The organism is Pseudomonas sp. S3_G06 (assembly GCF_054667565.1).
In genome coordinates this window covers 1,067,520-1,084,100 of the sequence record NZ_CP162738.1, presented here as the reverse complement: position 1 = coordinate 1,084,100, position 16,581 = coordinate 1,067,520, and the positions used below count along the sequence as shown (strand labels likewise).

Annotated in this window: 19 protein-coding genes; 7 read left to right on the top strand and 12 right to left on the bottom strand. The window is 58.5% G+C overall.

Going from position 1 to position 16,581, the window contains the following annotated elements; genetic code table 11:
• Positions 1-143: 143 nt before the first annotated feature.
• Both AB4N47_RS04955 and earP read right to left on the bottom strand, forming a co-directional pair.
• Entirely contained in the window at positions 144-713 is a 570-nt protein-coding gene (locus tag AB4N47_RS04955; RefSeq protein WP_003226785.1) for an elongation factor P, read from the bottom strand.
• A 48-nt stretch (positions 714-761) separates the two neighbouring features.
• Positions 762-1,904, bottom strand: a complete 1,143-nt coding sequence (gene earP, locus AB4N47_RS04950) for an elongation factor P maturation arginine rhamnosyltransferase EarP (protein WP_341639379.1) — start codon at positions 1,902-1,904, stop codon at positions 762-764.
• A 125-nt stretch (positions 1,905-2,029) separates the two neighbouring features.
• Between earP and AB4N47_RS04945 the strand changes: the two genes are divergently transcribed.
• Both AB4N47_RS04945 and AB4N47_RS04940 read left to right on the top strand, forming a co-directional pair.
• Positions 2,030-2,446, top strand: a complete 417-nt coding sequence (locus AB4N47_RS04945; RefSeq protein ID WP_056788478.1) for a hypothetical protein — start codon at positions 2,030-2,032, stop codon at positions 2,444-2,446.
• 2 nt (positions 2,447-2,448) lie between these two features.
• Positions 2,449-2,931, top strand: coding sequence for a GreA/GreB family elongation factor (locus AB4N47_RS04940; protein ID WP_071173126.1), 483 nt, complete (start codon positions 2,449-2,451; stop codon positions 2,929-2,931).
• Positions 2,932-2,940: 9 nt separating this feature from the next.
• Here the strand turns inward: AB4N47_RS04940 and cysB are convergent, their stop codons facing one another.
• The 6 genes from cysB to AB4N47_RS04910 form a co-directional block, all read right to left on the bottom strand.
• The gene (gene cysB / locus AB4N47_RS04935) at positions 2,941-3,915 is read right to left on the bottom strand and encodes an HTH-type transcriptional regulator CysB (RefSeq protein ID WP_016770873.1); all 975 of its coding nucleotides are present in this window, start codon (positions 3,913-3,915) and stop codon (positions 2,941-2,943) included.
• A gap of 113 nt (positions 3,916-4,028) precedes the next feature.
• The gene (locus tag AB4N47_RS04930) at positions 4,029-4,532 is read right to left on the bottom strand and encodes a universal stress protein (protein ID WP_016770874.1); all 504 of its coding nucleotides are present in this window, start codon (positions 4,530-4,532) and stop codon (positions 4,029-4,031) included.
• A gap of 324 nt (positions 4,533-4,856) precedes the next feature.
• Positions 4,857-5,627 (bottom strand): FAD-dependent thymidylate synthase, encoded by a 771-nt coding sequence (gene thyX / locus AB4N47_RS04925; RefSeq protein ID WP_341639378.1) that lies wholly within the window; start codon positions 5,625-5,627, stop codon positions 4,857-4,859.
• Entirely contained in the window at positions 5,624-6,448 is an 825-nt protein-coding gene (locus AB4N47_RS04920) for a dCTP deaminase (protein WP_341639377.1), read from the bottom strand. The genes thyX and AB4N47_RS04920 overlap by 4 nt, the downstream gene beginning before the upstream one ends.
• Before the next feature lie 525 nt (positions 6,449-6,973).
• Positions 6,974-7,930 (bottom strand): putative 2-dehydropantoate 2-reductase, encoded by a 957-nt coding sequence (locus AB4N47_RS04915; protein ID WP_341639376.1) that lies wholly within the window; start codon positions 7,928-7,930, stop codon positions 6,974-6,976.
• Positions 7,927-8,313, bottom strand: coding sequence for a thioredoxin family protein (locus AB4N47_RS04910; RefSeq protein ID WP_341639375.1), 387 nt, complete (start codon positions 8,311-8,313; stop codon positions 7,927-7,929). Before AB4N47_RS04910 ends, AB4N47_RS04915 begins: the two co-directional genes overlap by 4 nt.
• Between AB4N47_RS04910 and AB4N47_RS04905 the strand changes: the two genes are divergently transcribed.
• Together AB4N47_RS04905 and AB4N47_RS04900 are read left to right on the top strand one after the other, a co-directional pair.
• On the top strand, positions 8,312-8,755 hold the full coding sequence (locus tag AB4N47_RS04905; RefSeq protein ID WP_056788469.1) for a PilZ domain-containing protein: 444 nt from the start codon (positions 8,312-8,314) through the stop codon (positions 8,753-8,755). The two genes, AB4N47_RS04910 and AB4N47_RS04905, sit on opposite strands and share 2 nt — an antisense overlap.
• Positions 8,756-8,884: 129 nt before the next feature.
• Positions 8,885-9,961 carry a 3-deoxy-7-phosphoheptulonate synthase gene (locus AB4N47_RS04900; RefSeq protein ID WP_016770878.1) on the top strand — a complete coding sequence of 359 codons (1,077 nt, stop codon included), beginning with the start codon at positions 8,885-8,887 and terminating at the stop codon, positions 9,959-9,961.
• Positions 9,962-10,021: 60 nt separating this feature from the next.
• Here the strand turns inward: AB4N47_RS04900 and AB4N47_RS04895 are convergent, their stop codons facing one another.
• Positions 10,022-10,303: a GNAT family N-acetyltransferase gene (locus AB4N47_RS04895; RefSeq protein WP_016770879.1), complete on the bottom strand. Its 282-nt coding sequence runs from the start codon at positions 10,301-10,303 to the stop codon at positions 10,022-10,024.
• A 639-nt stretch (positions 10,304-10,942) separates the two neighbouring features.
• Here AB4N47_RS04895 and oprI point away from each other — a divergent pair.
• Positions 10,943-11,194, top strand: a complete 252-nt coding sequence (gene oprI, locus AB4N47_RS04890) for an outer membrane lipoprotei OprI (protein WP_003183784.1) — start codon at positions 10,943-10,945, stop codon at positions 11,192-11,194.
• 126 nt (positions 11,195-11,320) lie between these two features.
• Here oprI and AB4N47_RS04885 read toward each other — a convergent pair whose 3' ends face one another.
• The 3 genes from AB4N47_RS04885 to AB4N47_RS04875 form a co-directional block, all read right to left on the bottom strand.
• Positions 11,321-12,292, bottom strand: a complete 972-nt coding sequence (locus AB4N47_RS04885) for a L,D-transpeptidase family protein (RefSeq protein WP_024013783.1) — start codon at positions 12,290-12,292, stop codon at positions 11,321-11,323.
• A gap of 123 nt (positions 12,293-12,415) precedes the next feature.
• Positions 12,416-12,709 (bottom strand): hypothetical protein, encoded by a 294-nt coding sequence (locus tag AB4N47_RS04880; protein WP_016770881.1) that lies wholly within the window; start codon positions 12,707-12,709, stop codon positions 12,416-12,418.
• A gap of 57 nt (positions 12,710-12,766) precedes the next feature.
• Positions 12,767-13,372, bottom strand: coding sequence for an arylesterase (locus AB4N47_RS04875; protein WP_341639374.1), 606 nt, complete (start codon positions 13,370-13,372; stop codon positions 12,767-12,769).
• Between the two features lie 10 nt (positions 13,373-13,382).
• Here AB4N47_RS04875 and AB4N47_RS04870 point away from each other — a divergent pair, with 10 nt between their 5' ends.
• Positions 13,383-14,066 (top strand): ABC transporter ATP-binding protein, encoded by a 684-nt coding sequence (locus AB4N47_RS04870; protein WP_016770883.1) that lies wholly within the window; start codon positions 13,383-13,385, stop codon positions 14,064-14,066.
• Entirely contained in the window at positions 14,066-16,570 is a 2,505-nt protein-coding gene (locus AB4N47_RS04865; RefSeq protein ID WP_341639373.1) for an ABC transporter permease, read from the top strand. Before AB4N47_RS04870 ends, AB4N47_RS04865 begins: the two co-directional genes overlap by 1 nt.
• Positions 16,571-16,581: the final 11 nt, after the last annotated feature.

Genomic DNA, 16,581 nt, shown 5'->3' with positions numbered 1-16,581 from the left:
AAGCGTCCCGTCAGACATAGCTTCATTGAATGACACACCGCGTTCGCGAGCAGGCTCGCTCCCACAGGGTTCCGAGTGTTTCTTACAGGCACAAAAAAACCCGACTCAATGGTCGGGTTTTTTCTTTCCGCAAAAAGCAGTGCTTATTTCGCACGGCCTTTGTAGGAACCGCCTTCGCGGGTATCGATCTCGATCATGTCGCCGATTTCGATGAAGTCGGCAACCGACAGCTCGGTACCGTTCTTCAGTTTGGCAGGCTTCATCACCTTGCCGGAAGTGTCACCGCGAGCGGAGCCTTCGGTGTAGTCAACCTGACGCACGATGGTGGTCGGCAGTTCTACGGAAACCAGGCGCTCTTCGAAGAACACGGCTTCGCAAACGTCGGTCATGCCTTCTTCAACGAAAGGCAGAACGCTTTCGATGTCTTCGGCGTTCAGCTCGTACATGGTGTAGTCAGTGGTGTCCATGAACGTGTAGGTGTCACCGCTGATGAACGACAGGGTGGCTTCTTTACGATCCAGAATCACGTCGTCCAGTTTGTCGTCCGCACCGTAAACGGTTTCGGTCTTGTAACCGGTCAGCAGGTTCTTCAGCTTGGTCTTCATGATCGCGCTGTTACGGCCCGACTTGGTGAATTCAGCTTTCTGAACCAGCCAAGGATCGTTGTCGATACGGATCACGGTACCGGGTTTGAGTTCTTTACCAGTTTTCATTGCGAATATCCGAATTTGGATGGGATTTACAAAAATCTAGGCCGCGTATCATATCCAATTTACATAAAACTGTACCAGCGCCGTGGCAAGATCCGCCTGCAAGGCCTGTTCCAGACACCATGCCTCGGCGTTTTTCTCGAGTTCCGGCCAATGATTTCGCACCGCCAGCCAGTGCTCGCCGATCGGTTGCCCGGCACTCCACGCTCGCCACAGACCGTTCATCGCGTGCGCCGCAGCGGGTGAAAGGTCGTGAGTGTAGAGCGCGAGAAAAGCATCGAGCTTGTCCAGATGGATGTCATCGTCCTGCTGGTAGATGTGCCAGAGCATCGGCCGCCCAGCCCATTGCGCGCGAACGAATGAATCTTCACCGCGCACCGCGTTGAAATCGCAGCACCACAGCAGATGGTCATATTGGTCCTGACGGACGAACGGCAGCACTTGCACGGTGAGCGAATCGCGCACGTGAATCGCGCCGACCGTCAGGGTTTCCACCTCCAGCCAGCGCGCCACATCGCCGAGAATCCGCCCTTCAGGCACCAGCAGGTGAGTCGGCCGCGCATCGGCCGCCAGCACGTCCAGCCAACTGGCCAGCCCGGGGTTTTCATAAGCAAACAGCGAGATCAGTTGCGCGTTCGGAGCAGGATCGATGCCCAAGGCTTGCAGGAAATGTCGCTGGGCCGGCCGATCCTGCTGAAACTGCCGACGCTGTTCGAGCAGTCCGCGTTCGCGCAGCAGGCCACCGGTGCCCGGCTTGAAGCCCGGAAAGAAGAAGAACTTCTGCACCGATTTGTATTTCACCGACGGCAAGCCGTGGCAGCCGGTGACCCAGTCTTCGGCGCTGAGATAATCGAGGTTGAGCCACAGAGGCGGCGTTTTCCGCGCGGCCATGCTGTCCATGTAATCAGTGGGCAACTGACAGGCGAAGGCGGCGATGACTACGTCGGCCGCCTCGGCGTGTAGCCATTCGCTCGGCCACTGACGCACCTCGACGCCCTGCTGCCACTGCTGCGCTAGATCGATATCGATCTCAGGACAGAGGCGCTCGAACGCGCGCAGATCATCCACCCACAGGCGCACCGGCAAGGCATGCTCGGCCACCAGCTGCCGGGCCAGGCGCCAGGTCACGCCGATGTCACCGAAGTTATCGACCACGGTGCAGAAAATGTCCCAGCGGGGTTTCGCTTCAGGCATGCCGTTCTCCCGTTGGCAAAAAACCTCGATTGTCCGCATAAATGCGCTCGCGCAGAAGAGCCGACGGCGATTAATCTTCGTGCGACAATCGCCACTTGCCCGCAACCATCCGCCAGGAGGCCGCTATGCCCTACCGTCCCAATCCCCGTCGTCCCTTGCCTGTTCAGCTTAGCGCGCTGCATCTGACCGGCAGCATTGCGCTGGGCCTGTGGCTGGGGTTCCTGGCGATTGCGCTGACCTGCTGGCTGCTTTCGCGCTTTATCTTTCCCGAGCAACTGGCCCCTGTCGCGCAAGCGGTGCAGCAGCGCGTCAATCCCCCGGCTGTGGCGCCCGTGCAGGTTCAGCCGGACATTCCGCCGCAAAGTCCGCTGTTCCAACAGTACGAAGAAAACCTGCGCAAGAATGAACAGCAGGCCCGATTGGATCAGGCGCGCGCCAATTCGCGTAACGCGTCCAATCCGAAATGCCAGTTCTGGCTGCAGCAGGACCAGACCGCGCCGACCGAAAAGAGCCGCGCCAACGTTTTGCAATTCTGCGATTGATCATGAACAAACACAGCGTCCACCAGTTGATTCTCGACAAGCTGCGCATCGACCTCGACATCGCCGAGCGCGCCGCGCAAACCGCTTACGAAACCGCGACCCACGAAGAAAACATCGCCGAAAACAAATACGACACGCTGGGGCTGGAGGCGTCGTATCTGGCGGCGGGTCAGGCGAAGCGGGTTGAGGAAATCCGCCAGTCACTGGCGCTGTGTCAGAACCTGACGTTGCGTGCCTACGATGAAAATCGCGGCATTGAAGTCGGCGCCCTGCTCGGTCTGGAGGACGAAAAGGGTCGCGAGCAATGGCTGTTTCTGGCGCCGGATGCGGCGGGGCTGAAAGTCGACGTGGTGGGTCAGCCGGTTACCGTCATCACCCCGCGCTCGCCGCTGGGCAAAAGCCTGCTGGGCAAGTTCGAGGGCGATGAGGTGGAGATTCTGGTGGCGGGCACCCGGCAACAGTTTGCTGTCACCGAGGTGCTCTGAAGCGGGTGCTTAGTGAACGGGCAGTTCGACGCCGTCGAACAGCTCTTCGAGCTCTTGCTTGTTGTGGCACTGAATGGCCTTGGCCATGACTTCGCGGGTCAGGTGCGGGGCGAATTTCTCGATGAAGTCGCACATGAAGCCACGCAGGAAAGTGCCACGACGGAAACCGATCTTGGTGATGCTCGACTCGAACAGCTCGCTGGCATCCAGCACCACCAGGTCGTTATCGAGTTTGGTATCGACGGCCATTTTAGCCACGATGCCTACGCCCAGCCCCAGACGCACGTAGGTTTTGATCACGTCGGCGTCAGCAGCGGTGAACACCACTTTCGGCGTCAGGCCACGATGGCTGAAGGCTTCGTCGAGCTTGGAACGGCCGGTGAAACCGAACACGTAAGTAACAATCGGATATTCGGCCAGCGCTTCGAGGGTCAGCTTCGGCAGCTTGGTCAGCGGGTGGCCATGGGGTACGACCACGCAGCGGTTCCAGCGGTAGCACGGCATCATCACCAGATCACCGAACAGCTCCAGCGCTTCAGTGGCAATGGCGAAATCGACGGTGCCGTCAGCGGCCATTTCGGCGATCTGCATCGGCGAGCCCTGATGCATGTGCAGGGCCACGTCCGGGTATTGCTTGATGAAATTGCTGATCACCGGCGGCAGCGCATAACGCGCCTGGGTGTGGGTGGTGGCGATCGACAGGGTGCCCTTTTTCTCGTTGGAGAATTCCTGGGCAATCTGCTTGATGCTTTCGACTTTGCGCAGGATCTCGCCAGCGGTGGTGATGATCCGCTCGCCGGCCGGGGTGACGCGGGTCAGGTGCTTGCCGCTGCGGGCGAAGACTTCGACGCCCAGCTCGTCTTCCAGCAGGCGGATCTGCTTACTGATGCCCGGTTGCGAGGTGTACAGGCTTTGAGCGGTAGCGGAAACGTTGAGGTCGTGGTGCGCCACTTCCCAGATGTAGCGCAGTTGTTGAAGCTTCATATCAATCCCTCAAAGCAGGTAGACGCCACGGGCATCAGCGACGGTATATAACTATATTAATGGTTCGAAGAATAAATCTAGAACTTTTTTATCAAAACGCCATTATTCCTGCTTCAGCGATCCTCACGCCGCCGACGTTCCATCAGCGGCACCAGATAGACCGGCACCTTGGCCAACTGCAGAACCCGCGCCGCCGTGCGCCCCAACGGTGTTTCCGCACCGACACCATGACTGTGACTGCCGACGATCAGCAGATCGACCGAGAGCTTGTGCACCTGGTCGAGAATCACCTGCGACGGATCACCCTGCAGCACGCGCACCGCGCGAATGCGCTGCAGATCCTGTTCGCCGTCGTCCCCCAGTTCTTCACGAAAGCTGTCGAGCACCCGTTGTTCGATATTGGCGATGACTGTTTTCAGACCCTGACTATGGAATTCGTTCAATGCCTGTTCGTCGAGATAGCTTTGCAGCACCGACTCGGCAAACAGGCCCATGGGTTCCACCGCGTGTACTACATACAGATCGGCATTGAAGGTGCGCGCCAAGGCCAGGGCATGCTGCATCACGAACGGTGCGTACAGACCGAGGTCGGTGGCATACAGCATTGAGCGAATCATGGGACCTCCTCGCGAGCCAACGATGGCGGAGATTGATTCAGCTTAGCAGTGCCTTGGCGAGTACGACGTGCGACGCAACGTCCTGAATGAAAAGGCTCTAGATCGGCGCTGATGCCACGACCGTGGTGCCGTTAGCAACCATTTCACGGGCCTATTCACGTGCCCCAGTCCAAGAGGCTTCAGATTCCAAAAACCACTGCCGCCAATGACTCCTGTGGCGGCAGAAATCGTCAGTAAGTGTCAGTTTCGAGTTAAGACGGCTGTTATGGGGTCAGCGCCGATACCGCTCCGACACCAGTATCTTATAAAAGAGTAGAAGCTCAATTAAGACTGCTTAATTACCGAGCAACTACCATCCGCCAGGGTGAAAATTTCAAAATCCTGAAAGAGAGAAGGTGCGTCTTTTTGCACTATTCTTAGAATTTGGCTGGATACATCTCGCATTTCCCAATCTCCTTCTATCGCCCCTCTCGTAACGAGAAAGTTTCTTATAGCTCTAGCATTTGCAGTGAACACAATTTTTGTTTCAATTGCATTAGGAAGAATTGAACGCGCAGTCGTTCTTAACTCGCGCAGCCGTTCCTTATTGGAAAAAAAGGGACTTATCGAAAGTTCCTCCGCGCTTTTTATCAACTCTCTATACAGCTTAACCGAAGAGTGCATACCCTTAAGCCATTTTTTGTATAGAGGAGTATCTTTTTTTAACGATGGAGGAGCAACGAAATCAGCATCAGACTCATCATAATACTGTTGGGAAAGCTGACTATATGAAAAGCCTGCTCTATGTCTCACCAACTGATGAGTAAAACCTCGCGACACACCCGAAGCAACGAAAGTCCAATTTACGTGTTCCAGCACACTACCATGACCACTGTCGATGAGATTACGTATGTATTGCTTATTATTTTTTGGGGATTGGCGATCACCGAACGACATATAACAAATTCTTCCAGAAAACTCTATCAAGTCATCACAACCATTAGAGTCCGCGCTCTTTTTCCATTCTACACTCTCAGAATCCAAGAACTCCTGAATAGCATTAAAGTCAGCAGATGTTTTGGCAATACACCTAATATGCGGACTAGAAACTTTCATTTTGCCACCGTATCATGGACCACAGGTGAGGCTGCGGAAGCAGGCATGACCGTGATTGCGTCTAGGTTAGGTGGCGCTTTTCCTAGCTGGCTTTGTAGAGTTTTTATTTGTTCTTCCAATTTCTCGATGGCTTGAGCATTTTTGGATTCATTGTATTTACTCTCTAATAAACCGGTCAAAACAGGGAGTACAGCAGGGACAAATATAGCTAAAACAGCAATCGCCAACGATATTACCGCCAACGCAGTCACCAAGTGCCCCCATATAGCTCTTTTTATGAAGTCAAACGAACGCTCTGAAATATTGGCAAAATCCTTAGACAACTTAGAAAGCTGCTTTAGACTTGCTCCCACACCCGGTCCTTTCTGATATCCGGCAGAGGACGACCCTAGCTTAAATAGAAGCAGTGTTGCGACAACGGAATTTGACTCTATTGTAACTGCAGCTCTACCCATATTTATGAGACAAACGGTTAGCTTACCGCAGTAGCCAGGATCGATATGACCCGGATTAGTCATAATAATACCACTCTTTGTGAGCGAATTAGGCGGCAGGAGTATACCTCCAATGTCCTTGCTTAGCTGAATATCCTCTGCCAACTCAATAATTATGGTTTCTCCAGCCCCTATACTGCACTGACGTATCGCCAAGTCAGAAAAATCCTGAACCTTGTTAATCTCCTTTATTCTATCGGGAACATATATCCTCCCTGCTGTTAGATCGACGGAAGAAGATTGAATCTGTCGATAACTGAAGGAGACACCAAAACTTATCTGCCCGGCGAGCTCCGCTACCCGTATCTCTTCATCATTTAATAGCAAAACATTGCTCCAAAAAATTCTCAGCCTGCCGTAATGGTAGGTGAATATTGACTTTCAACAAAGCTATGATTTTCCCATCTATCCGACTCGCTGCCGGCTCAGCGCTCGGCCAACTCGTATGAGCTAGCGATTGTCAAGTTGTCTTTCGTACCCCGGCAATACTGAGCACCATCATCAAATGACAATTTCTGCGACACATAAACGCGCCTATGTGGGTGGCGGTCAGTTACAGACAGGCGCCTCTCATGATTCGCCTTCCTCAGCACCGAGTCACAGGGTAGACGCCAAAATGGCTAGCGTCCTCCATCCGGAAATATCTGGGCTAGACGGGGCTCGAATATCACTGTTCTGGAAGCTGAGAAATAGCTGCCCAGGGACGGAATACCAGCATACGCCGCCTATGCCCCAACTGCTGAACAGCCACTCGCAGCCCTTGGCTCTCGGCCACGACTAGCATTTAACTATGCTATACGCGCACAGGGCTAGACACGCACAACGTCCCTTACCGGTCCGCAAGAAAACGACTCAAGTATTGCGTCGGTCGATAAAACCCAAATGGCGATACAACGCCTCGATGCGTGGCAACTCGCAGCCCGCCGCTTTCGCCGCCGCCAGTGGCCGGGCGTAGATCGCCTCCAGCTCCAGCGGGCGTTTGTGTGCAAAGTCGTGGTACATGCTCGGCCAGTAATCGGGCATTTTTTCCGTCATGGTGAACAGGTACTCGGCATAGCCGGGCGGGATCTCGTATCCACAGGCCCGGGCGCCCTGTACCACTTCCGCCATCAACGCCTGAATCGACACGCGGCTGTCGGCATCGGCCATCAGCGCTTGCGTTCCCGCGCCGAGCAACACCGAAAGGCCGTTGTAGGGGATATTCCACACCAGCTTCTGCCAGCGCGCCTGATGCAGGTTGGCCATCGCCTGCGAGTCGATGCCGGCGGCACGGAACAGCCCGGCGCCCTCCTCGACGATCGCCATGCGCGCTACTTCATCAATGGCCGAGCCGCTGTGATAACCGACATTCACCGCGCCAAGAGCCTGATGGGTGATCTGCCCCGGCCCTTCGCGGTGCACGCAGATCAGGCACAGACCACCGAGCAGATGCAGCGAATCCGGCAACAGTGGCCGCAGGCTGTCTTCGCCATCCAGACCGTTCTGCAGCAACAGCACTTTTGCGTCAGGTTTGGCGGCCTGAATGATCGCCGGGGCCAGACCGGCGTTGCTGGTGGTCTTGGTGCCGACCAGCAGCCAGTCACAGGGCGGCATGTCTTCGGCAGCGGAATAGGCATTGGCCGGATTCAGCGTCATCGGCCCGTGCACCGCACTGTTGATCTGCAAACCGCGCTCAGCCACTGCCGAGAATTCGCTGCGCAACAAAAAGTGCACGTCGAAACCGGCACGTGCCAGCATCACTCCGTAGAATCCGCCGATTGCACCGGTGCCGATAATCCCCACCACCGGTTTGCTGACTGTCTCGCTCATGGCAACTCCTCTGCAATTCGACTCAGCGCCTGCGCTACTGCCTGATTGAGCTCGGCAACCGTCAGGCGGCTGTACACTGCGCCAAAGAACTCGCCGTCGCGCACCACAAACAGCGCCGGCAAATGAAACACCTGATAACGCGCGACCAGCCCGCCATTGTCGCCGGCGTCGATCCAGCACAGCCGATCGATCGCCAGCGGCAATCCCGGCAACACCTCGCGGGCATAACGACAACTGGCACAGCCGACGCTGGTGAAGATCACCAGAGAAACCCCGCGCATCGCCAGCAGCCGCTGGTCGGCGTCGAAGTCGGTCAGCTCGGATTCGACCACTATACTGGGGGAAACAATGTCAGATGGCCGACACAGGGAGTCTGTGCTCATGGGACGTTTCATTCCTCATCCGGACGAAGTGCCGGTTGAATTGACGTTACTCAAGCCTGAATGCATTTCCAGACAACAGCTGCACACTATCAGCCTCGGCGGCATCGCTTGCAATTACCACCGCGCCTGGCGCCATGGCACTGCGCTGCAAGTACGCATGCCGACGCTGAATGCCGACTTCTGTTGCCCGGGCTACGTGGCCTGGTGTCTGCGGCGTAAAAAAGGCTATCTGGTGGGCATTGCCTTCACTGACGAACAGACCCTGTTCAGCGCGCGAATGGGTGAGCAGGTGTGTCAGATCGAACGCTATTCGCGCATGCAGGACAGCCACGACGATCTGCAGGATAGTCAGGCGCTGGCCCTGCAATGGGTCGAGGAGCACGCCGAAGAGTTCTCCCACGACAACCTGCGCAAGGCTTTTGCGCAGCCAGCGCTGGACTAAAGCATGGTTTGCCCATTGTCGAGCCGCCTCTGACGCGCTAAGGTTCGGCTCCCCCGACGCGCTAAATCTGCTGTGCTCCGCCGCGCGGGGATCGCTGGCGGCCGGCACCCGTGACCTGACGAGTAAACGATGGCTGATTTACCGATCAACGACCTAAACGTCGCCTCTAACGAGACCCTGATCACTCCCGATCAGCTCAAGCGTGATATCCCCCTGAGCGACGCCGCCCTGCGCACCGTCACCAAGGGCCGCGAAGTCATTCGCAACATTCTCGATGGCACCGACCACCGTCTGTTCGTCGTGATCGGCCCGTGCTCGATTCACGACATCAAGGCTGCCCACGAATACGCCGATCGCCTCAAGGTGCTCGCCGAGGAAGTCTCCGACACTCTGTACTTGGTCATGCGCGTGTATTTCGAGAAGCCGCGCACCACCGTCGGCTGGAAAGGTCTGATCAACGATCCGTATCTGGACGACTCGTTCAAGATCCAGGACGGTCTGCACATCGGTCGTCAGTTGCTGCTCGACCTGGCCGAGAAAGGCCTGCCGACCGCGACCGAAGCCCTCGACCCGATCTCCCCGCAGTACCTGCAGGATCTGATCAGCTGGTCGGCCATCGGCGCGCGTACCACCGAATCGCAGACTCACCGCGAAATGGCTTCCGGCCTGTCCTCGGCGGTCGGCTTCAAGAACGGCACCGACGGCGGCCTGACCGTGGCGATCAACGCCTTGCAGTCGGTGTCCAGCCCGCACCGTTTCCTCGGCATCAACCAGGAAGGTGGCGTGTCGATCGTCACCACCAAAGGCAACGCCTACGGTCACGTGGTGCTGCGTGGCGGTAACGGCAAGCCGAACTATGATTCGGTCAGCGTGGCCCTGTGCGAGCAGGCGCTGAACAAAGCGAAGATCAAGCCGAACATCATGGTCGATTGCAGCCACGCCAACTCCAACAAGGACCCGGCCCTGCAACCGCTGGTGATGGAAAACGTCGCCAACCAGATCCTCGAAGGCAACCAGTCGATCATCGGCCTGATGGTTGAGAGCCACCTGAACTGGGGCTGCCAGGCGATTCCGAAAGACCTCGCCGACCTGCAATACGGCGTGTCGATCACCGATGCCTGCATCGATTGGTCCGCTACCGAAAACACCTTGCGCAGCATGCATGCCAAGCTCAAGGACGTATTGCCGAAGCGTCAGCGCACGTAAGCTGTGTTTTACGGGCATAAAAAAACGCCGGACATTGTCCGGCGTTTTTGTGTGTGCGTTTCAGATCTTCGCGGCGCGACGCTGATGGCGTTCCATGTAGCGCTCGACGTAGGAGCAAGACGGGATCACCGTGTAGCCCATTTCTTCGGCGTATTGCAGCGCGCGTTCAGTCAGCGCTGCGGCAATGCCACGGCCGCGCAGGGCATTAGGCACGAAGGTGCGGTAGATATCCAGGGTCTGCTTGCCCAGATCCATGTAGGTCAGGTAAGCACGATGACCGTCCACAGTGGTCTCGAATTGATGACCAGCCTGGTCATGGTGGATGGACAACGCCTCGCTCATCACTACTCCTCGCGGGTCTTGAATTGTGACCCCTACCTTACCGATGTTTTTCCGGCGAAGGAACATCTACGCCACCCCGTGCCTGATGGACACTGAGAAGAGCCACACCGATCTCGCGCAATCTGACACCTGCTGAATAGTAGGCACCATTGGCGAAAATGCTCAAGGTACGCTCGTCATCGGATGGTTTGCGTGCATTGGCATCGATGGTCGCAGGTTCGGCCGCAAGACAATCTTTGCGTGCCGTTTGCCTGAACATTGCCGGAATGTTGAGACTTAAGACGTGCGACCTTTTTTAAAGTCACCTGTACATCAACAAAGATACGCGAAGCGCTTCGCAGAACCTGAACAAAAGTGTGGACGAATTCATTTAGAAAGACTTTAGCCGAAGTCGCAAAAACAGCGCACGAGGGCGGGAACTTTTTCCGTTTGAGTCGCTCACGCCGGGGCTTGCAGCTGGATATTTTTTATACAGCGCAGTTAAAAGTTGCTCGAAAAAGAATCAACGCCTACAATTTTTTTTGCTTCTTGCGCTACGTCAGTTTACTTACTACAAGTAATGGGTAGTATGTACGCCGGCTATTTCCTCAATCGTGAGGAGACAGCCACTTAATTTGAAAGTCCTTGAAGGGGAACACGATGAACAACGTTCTGAAATTCTCTGCTCTGGCTCTGGCCGCAGTTCTGGCTACCGGTTGCAGCAGCGCATCGAAAGAAACCGAAGCACGTCTGACCGCTACTGAAGACGCAGCTGCTCGCTCCCAGGCTCGTGCAGACGAAGCTTACCGTAAAGCTGATGAAGCTCTGGCTGCTGCTCAAAAAGCACAACAGACTGCTGACGAAGCTAACGAGCGTGCTCTGCGCATGCTGGAAAAAGCTAGCCGCAAGTAATAATCCCTCGGGATTGTTATCGAGCCGATCCGGTTTTCCGGGTCGGCTTTTTTGTGCCCGGTGCTTTTCCCCGCGCAATAAAAAACCCGCCGACGCTGCACGCATCGGCGGGTTTTCAATCAGCTCTTATTGCTGCAGATCGATCGGTGCACTGCTCACCATTGGCGCCGAGGTATTCGGCACGGCGATCTCTACCGGCAGGCCGTCTTCGGCGGCGACCACATCACGCACCACATCCCAGTTCATGCGCAGGTTGCTGGTGATGTCTTCACGCTTGAGCATCGCGTTGATTACCGCGGTGTGCTTGTCGACTACCGACGGGTTGCCCTTGTCGTCGAGCGGCGTGTGCGCTTCCAGATAGACCTTGCCGCCACTGCGACCGAACTTGTACGGGTCGTTGATGATGCGCACCGAGGTGCCGACCGGGACCATGCCGGCCATTTCCAGCACGTTGTTGTTGAACATGCGGAAGCAGCCGTGGCTGGTGCGCATGCCGATGCCGAACTTCTTGTTCGAACCGTGGATCAGGTAGCCCGGTGTGCCGAGGGTGAACTTGAACGGCCCCAGCGGGTTATCAGGACCGGCCGGCACCACATTCGGCAGCGGATCACCGTCAGCGGCGTGTTCGGCCTTGATCGAAGCCGGAGGCGTCCACGTCGGGTTCGGTGTCTTGGCGATGATCGAGGTGTGCGCGATCGGCGAGCCCCAGCCTTCGCGGCCGATACCCAGCGGGAAGGTGTACACCACGTCGCGGCCTTTCGGGTAGTAATAGAGACGGTATTCGGCGAGGTTGATGACGATGCCTTCACGCGGGCCCGGCGGCAGGATGAAGCGCGTCGGCAGGACGATCTCGGTACCGGCGCCAGGCAGCCAGGCATCGATGCCCGGGTTGGCCGCAACCATTTCCGAATAGCCCAGATCGTAGGTGGTGCCCAGGTCGGCGAAGGTGTCTTCGTACTTGGCTTTGATCACCTGCACCTGGCCGACGATGTCCTCGCCGGGTGGTGGCAGGGGAAGCTCCAATGCAGCAACGGGACCGGCCACACACAGGGCGGCAAGTGACAGGCAGCGGGTGACGGCAGGAAAGCGCGGCAACATCCGGAAAATCCTTCGCATGATCATCAAGGGTATAAGGGCGCGATTGTACACCGCGGCTTGGGGATTCGGGGAGGTAGCACCGCTATTGGCGACAGGGTGCTCCCGCACTTTGATCTTGAGCGCTCAGAGTTCGAATCGCAGCTCGGGCCAGATCGGCGACGTACCGCGCTTCTGCGATTCGAGAATCGCCCGGCACAGCGAGCAAAGGCGCTGATCCTGAAACACCCGGCGATCAACATTCGACCAGCGCGGTTGCGCCGGCAGCAGAGTGCCGCACAGCGTGCGATCGGCCGAGCCGCCGAGTTCCAGCTGACGCGTCACCAGATGCACCCGCACTTCCTGGCAGGCGAACAGATCCAGCTGCTCGTCAGGCTCGATCAGTTGGTAGGCAAACAGGGACCAGGCAGGACGCGGCATCGGGGGCTCCAAATTAGGGGGCGCCACATTAGCCGAAAGCCTGCCTCTAGAAAAGCCTCATAACAGCGGTTTTAGCGTCGGCCAGACATTTTCCAGCAACTTGCCCTGAGCCCCGGCAGCCGGGTGCAGACCGTCGGCTTGCATCAGGTCCGGATGACCACCGACACCTTCGAGAAAAAACGGCACCAACGGGATGTTTTTCTCTGCGGCGAGCTTGCCGTAAACCTCGGCGAACGAATCGGTGTAGCGCTTGCCATAATTGGGTGGCAACTGCATGCCGAGCAGCAGCACTTTCGCGCCGCTCTGCCGCGAGCTGTCGATCATCGAGGAAAGATTTCGTTGCAATTGCGCTGGCGGCATCCCGCGCAGGCCGTCATTGCCACCCAGCTCGAGGATCACCAACTCCGGCTTATGCTCTGCAAGCAGCGCCGGCAGCCGCGCCTGGCCTCCGGCACTGGTGTCGCCACTGATCGAGGCGTTGACCACTTTATCGTCGAAACCCTCTTGTTTGAGGCGCTGCTCGAGCAGCGACACCCACCCCAGACGGGTATCCAGGCCGAAACCGGCGCTGATACTATCGCCAACGATCAGGACAGTACCCGCCGCTGCGTTCTGGGCCATGCACATCAAGGCCAGGCCAGCACTCAAAAACCATACACGCATCGGATTCTCCATGGGCGCAAGCATTCTCACCGCGAAGAACCTCAGCAAAGTGGTCCCTAGCGCGGAAGGTGAACTGACTATCCTGCACGAACTCAGCCTGGAACTGAACAAGGGCGACAGCCTGGCCATCGTCGGCGCGTCCGGTTCCGGCAAATCCACCCTCCTCGGCCTGCTCGCCGGTCTCGACCTGCCGAGCAGCGGCGAAGTCACCCTCGCCGGCCAGGGCCTGAGCAATCTCGACGAAGACCAGCGCGCACGAATCCGCGCCGAGCACGTCGGGTTTGTCTTCCAGTCATTTCAGTTGCTCGACAGCCTCAATGCGCTGGAGAACGTCATGCTGCCGCTTGAGCTCGACGGCCGCAAAGATGCCCGCGAGCGCGCCACGCAATTGCTTCAGCGCGTCGGCCTCGGCCAGCGCCTGACCCACTCGCCGCGCCAGCTCTCCGGCGGTGAACAGCAGCGCGTGGCCATCGCCCGCGCCTTCGCCGCCGAACCGGACGTGCTGTTCGCCGACGAGCCGACCGGCAACCTCGACAGCCACACCGGCGAGCGCATCAGCGACTTGCTGTTCGAATTGAACAAGGAACGCGGCACCACCCTTGTGCTGGTGACCCACGACGAACGCCTGGCCCATCGCTGCCGGCGCCTGATCCGTCTTGAAGCCGGGCTGCTGGTCGCCCCTCTGGAGCCTTGATGGCACGTCTGCCGCTGTTGCGTCTGTTCAGCCTTGCCCTGCGCCAACTCATGCGCGATGCCCGCGCCGGTGAGTTGCGCGTGTTGTTCTTTGCGCTGGTGGTGGCCGTCGCGGCGAGCACCGCGATCGGCTACTTCGGCGCCCGCCTCAACGGCGCGATGATGCTGCGCGCTACCGAGTTTCTCGGTGCCGATCTGGTCCTTGAAGGCAGCTCGCCGGCCCGCGAGGAGCAAATCCGCAGCGGCACCGAACTGCGCCTCAATCATGCACAAGTGGTGGAGTTTTCCAGCGTCATTGCCACCGACAACGGCATTCAGTTATCCAGCATCAAAGCCGTCGACCGCGCCTATCCACTGCGTGGCGAGCTGAAGAGCGCGCCCGCACCCTTTGCCCAGGAAGAAGTCGGCGGCGAACCGCAATCCGGTGAAGCCTGGGTCGAGGCACGTCTGCTGACCGCGCTGGATCTGAAGATCGGCGACAGCATCGACGTCGGCATGAAGACCTTGAAGCTGACCCGCGTGCTGACCTACGAGCCGGATCGCGCTGGCAACTTCTACAGCCTGACGCCACGGGTGCTGATCAATCTTGACGACCTCGCCGCCACCGGCGTGGTGCAACCGGGCAGCCGGGTAAGCTATCGAGAACTGTGGCGCGGTGAACCGCAGACGCTGGAAACCTATCGTGAGTTGATCAAACCGGGCCTCGCTGCAAACCAGCGAATCCAGGATGCCCGCGACGGCAACCGACAGATTGGCGGCGCGCTGGGCAAGGCCGAGCGCTACCTGAACATGGCCAGTCTGGTTGCGGTATTGCTGGCTGGCGTAGCCGTGGCGTTGTCGGCGAACCGTTTCGCCAGTCGACGTTTCGACGCCAGTGCCTTGCTGCGCTGCCTCGGCTTGTCGCGCCGGGAAACCATGGTGCTGTTCAGCCTGCAACTGACCGTGCTCGGCCTGGTTGCCGCCATCAGTGGCGCGCTGCTCGGCTGGCTGGCGCAACTGGGGCTGTTCGCCCTGCTGCATGATTTGCTGCCAAGTGACGTACCGCCGGGCGGGCTGTTTCCGGCGATGGCCGGGATTGGCACCGGGCTGGTGGCGCTGGCGGGTTTTGCCTTGCCGCCATTGGCTGCACTGGGTCGCGTGCCGCCGCTGCGGGTGTTGCGCCGCGACATGCTGCCGATCCCCTCGAGCACATGGATGGTCTATGGCGCGGCGCTGGGTGCGCTGGGCCTGATCATGTGGCGTCTGAGCCTCGACCTGCTGCTGACCTTCGCCCTGCTTGGCGGCGGCGTGGTCGCCGCGCTGGTGCTGGGCGGCCTGCTGTTGTTGCTGCTGCAAAGCCTGCGCCGCCTGCTCGCCCGCGCCTCGTTGCCATGGCGTCTGGGCCTTGGCCAGTTGTTGCGGCATCCATTGGCGGCGGCCGGGCAGTCGCTGGCGTTCGGTCTGATCCTGTTGTCGATGGCGCTGATCGCGCTGCTGCGCGGCGAACTGCTCGACACCTGGCAGAACCAGCTACCGAAAAACGCGCCGAACTACTTCGCGCTGAATATCCTGCCAGCGGACAAACAGGCTTTCGCCGATCACCTGATCAAGGTGTCCGCGCAAGCGGCGCCGTTGTATCCGGTGGTGCCAGGACGACTGATCAGCATCAATGGCGAGGCGGTGCAGCAAATCGTCAGCAAGGACTCCGCCGGTGACCGCGCCATTCAGCGTGACCTGAGCCTGACCTGGGCGGCGGATCTGCCGGCCGGCAACAAGCTCACCGCCGGCTCGTGGTGGAGCGGCCAGCCGTCCGACGACGTGCCGGGGGTTTCGGTGGAAGGCAAGGTGGCCGAAAGCCTGAAACTCAAACTCGGCGATCACATGGTGTTCAGCGTCGGCGGGGTCAATCGGGAGGCGAAGGTCACCAGCCTGCGCGAGATCAACTGGGACAATTTCCAGCCGAACTTCTTCATGATCTTCCAGCCCGGCACCTTGAAGGATCTGCCGGCGACCTACCTGACCAGTTTCTATCTGGCTTCGGGGCATGATCAGCAGATTGTCGAGTTGTCGCGGACCTTCCCGGCGGTGACCATCCTGCAGGTCGAAGCGTTGCTCGAACAGCTGCGCAGCATCCTCGCTCAGGTCACCCTGGCGGTGGAATATGTGTTGTTGTTTGTTCTGGCTGCGGGGATGGCGGTGCTGTTCTCCGGTCTGCAAGCGACGCTGGATGAACGCATTCGCCAAGGGGCGCTGTTGCGTGCGCTGGGCGCCGAGCGGCAGTTGCTGATCAAGGCGCGGCGTATCGAGTTCGGTTTGTTGGGTGCGGTCAGCGGCTTGCTCGCGGCGATCGGTTCGGAGGTGGTCAGCCTGGTGCTGTATCGCTTCGCCTTCGATTTGCCGTGGCATCCGCATCCATGGCTGCTGGTGCTACCGCTGATTGGCGCCGCGCTGATTGGTGGTGCCGGTGTGTTCGGCACGCGTCGGGCACTGAACGCCAGCCCGCTGACAGTGTTGCGCGAGGGTTGATAGACTCACGC

Coding starts and splice junctions, on each gene's coding strand:
- AB4N47_RS04930 (WP_016770874.1), bottom strand. CDS start 4,532: ATGATTCGCTCAATGCTGTATGCCACCGACCTCGGTCTGTACGCACCG.
- AB4N47_RS04915 (WP_341639376.1), bottom strand. CDS start 7,930: ATGAGCGAGACAGTCAGCAAACCGGTGGTGGGGATTATCGGCACCGGT.
- cysB (WP_016770873.1), bottom strand. CDS start 3,915: ATGAAGCTTCAACAACTGCGCTACATCTGGGAAGTGGCGCACCACGAC.
- oprI (WP_003183784.1), top strand. CDS start 10,943: ATGAACAACGTTCTGAAATTCTCTGCTCTGGCTCTGGCCGCAGTTCTG.
- thyX (WP_341639378.1), bottom strand. CDS start 5,627: ATGAAAGTTTCTAGTCCGCATATTAGGTGTATTGCCAAAACATCTGCT.
- AB4N47_RS04875 (WP_341639374.1), bottom strand. CDS start 13,372: ATGCGTGTATGGTTTTTGAGTGCTGGCCTGGCCTTGATGTGCATGGCC.
- AB4N47_RS04940 (WP_071173126.1), top strand. CDS start 2,449: ATGAACAAACACAGCGTCCACCAGTTGATTCTCGACAAGCTGCGCATC.
- AB4N47_RS04865 (WP_341639373.1), top strand. CDS start 14,066: ATGGCACGTCTGCCGCTGTTGCGTCTGTTCAGCCTTGCCCTGCGCCAA.
- earP (WP_341639379.1), bottom strand. CDS start 1,904: ATGCCTGAAGCGAAACCCCGCTGGGACATTTTCTGCACCGTGGTCGAT.
- AB4N47_RS04945 (WP_056788478.1), top strand. CDS start 2,030: ATGCCCTACCGTCCCAATCCCCGTCGTCCCTTGCCTGTTCAGCTTAGC.
- AB4N47_RS04955 (WP_003226785.1), bottom strand. CDS start 713: ATGAAAACTGGTAAAGAACTCAAACCCGGTACCGTGATCCGTATCGAC.
- AB4N47_RS04895 (WP_016770879.1), bottom strand. CDS start 10,303: ATGAGCGAGGCGTTGTCCATCCACCATGACCAGGCTGGTCATCAATTC.
- AB4N47_RS04870 (WP_016770883.1), top strand. CDS start 13,383: ATGGGCGCAAGCATTCTCACCGCGAAGAACCTCAGCAAAGTGGTCCCT.
- AB4N47_RS04905 (WP_056788469.1), top strand. CDS start 8,312: ATGGGACGTTTCATTCCTCATCCGGACGAAGTGCCGGTTGAATTGACG.
- AB4N47_RS04880 (WP_016770881.1), bottom strand. CDS start 12,709: ATGCCGCGTCCTGCCTGGTCCCTGTTTGCCTACCAACTGATCGAGCCT.
- AB4N47_RS04885 (WP_024013783.1), bottom strand. CDS start 12,292: ATGTTGCCGCGCTTTCCTGCCGTCACCCGCTGCCTGTCACTTGCCGCC.
- AB4N47_RS04900 (WP_016770878.1), top strand. CDS start 8,885: ATGGCTGATTTACCGATCAACGACCTAAACGTCGCCTCTAACGAGACC.
- AB4N47_RS04910 (WP_341639375.1), bottom strand. CDS start 8,313: ATGAGCACAGACTCCCTGTGTCGGCCATCTGACATTGTTTCCCCCAGT.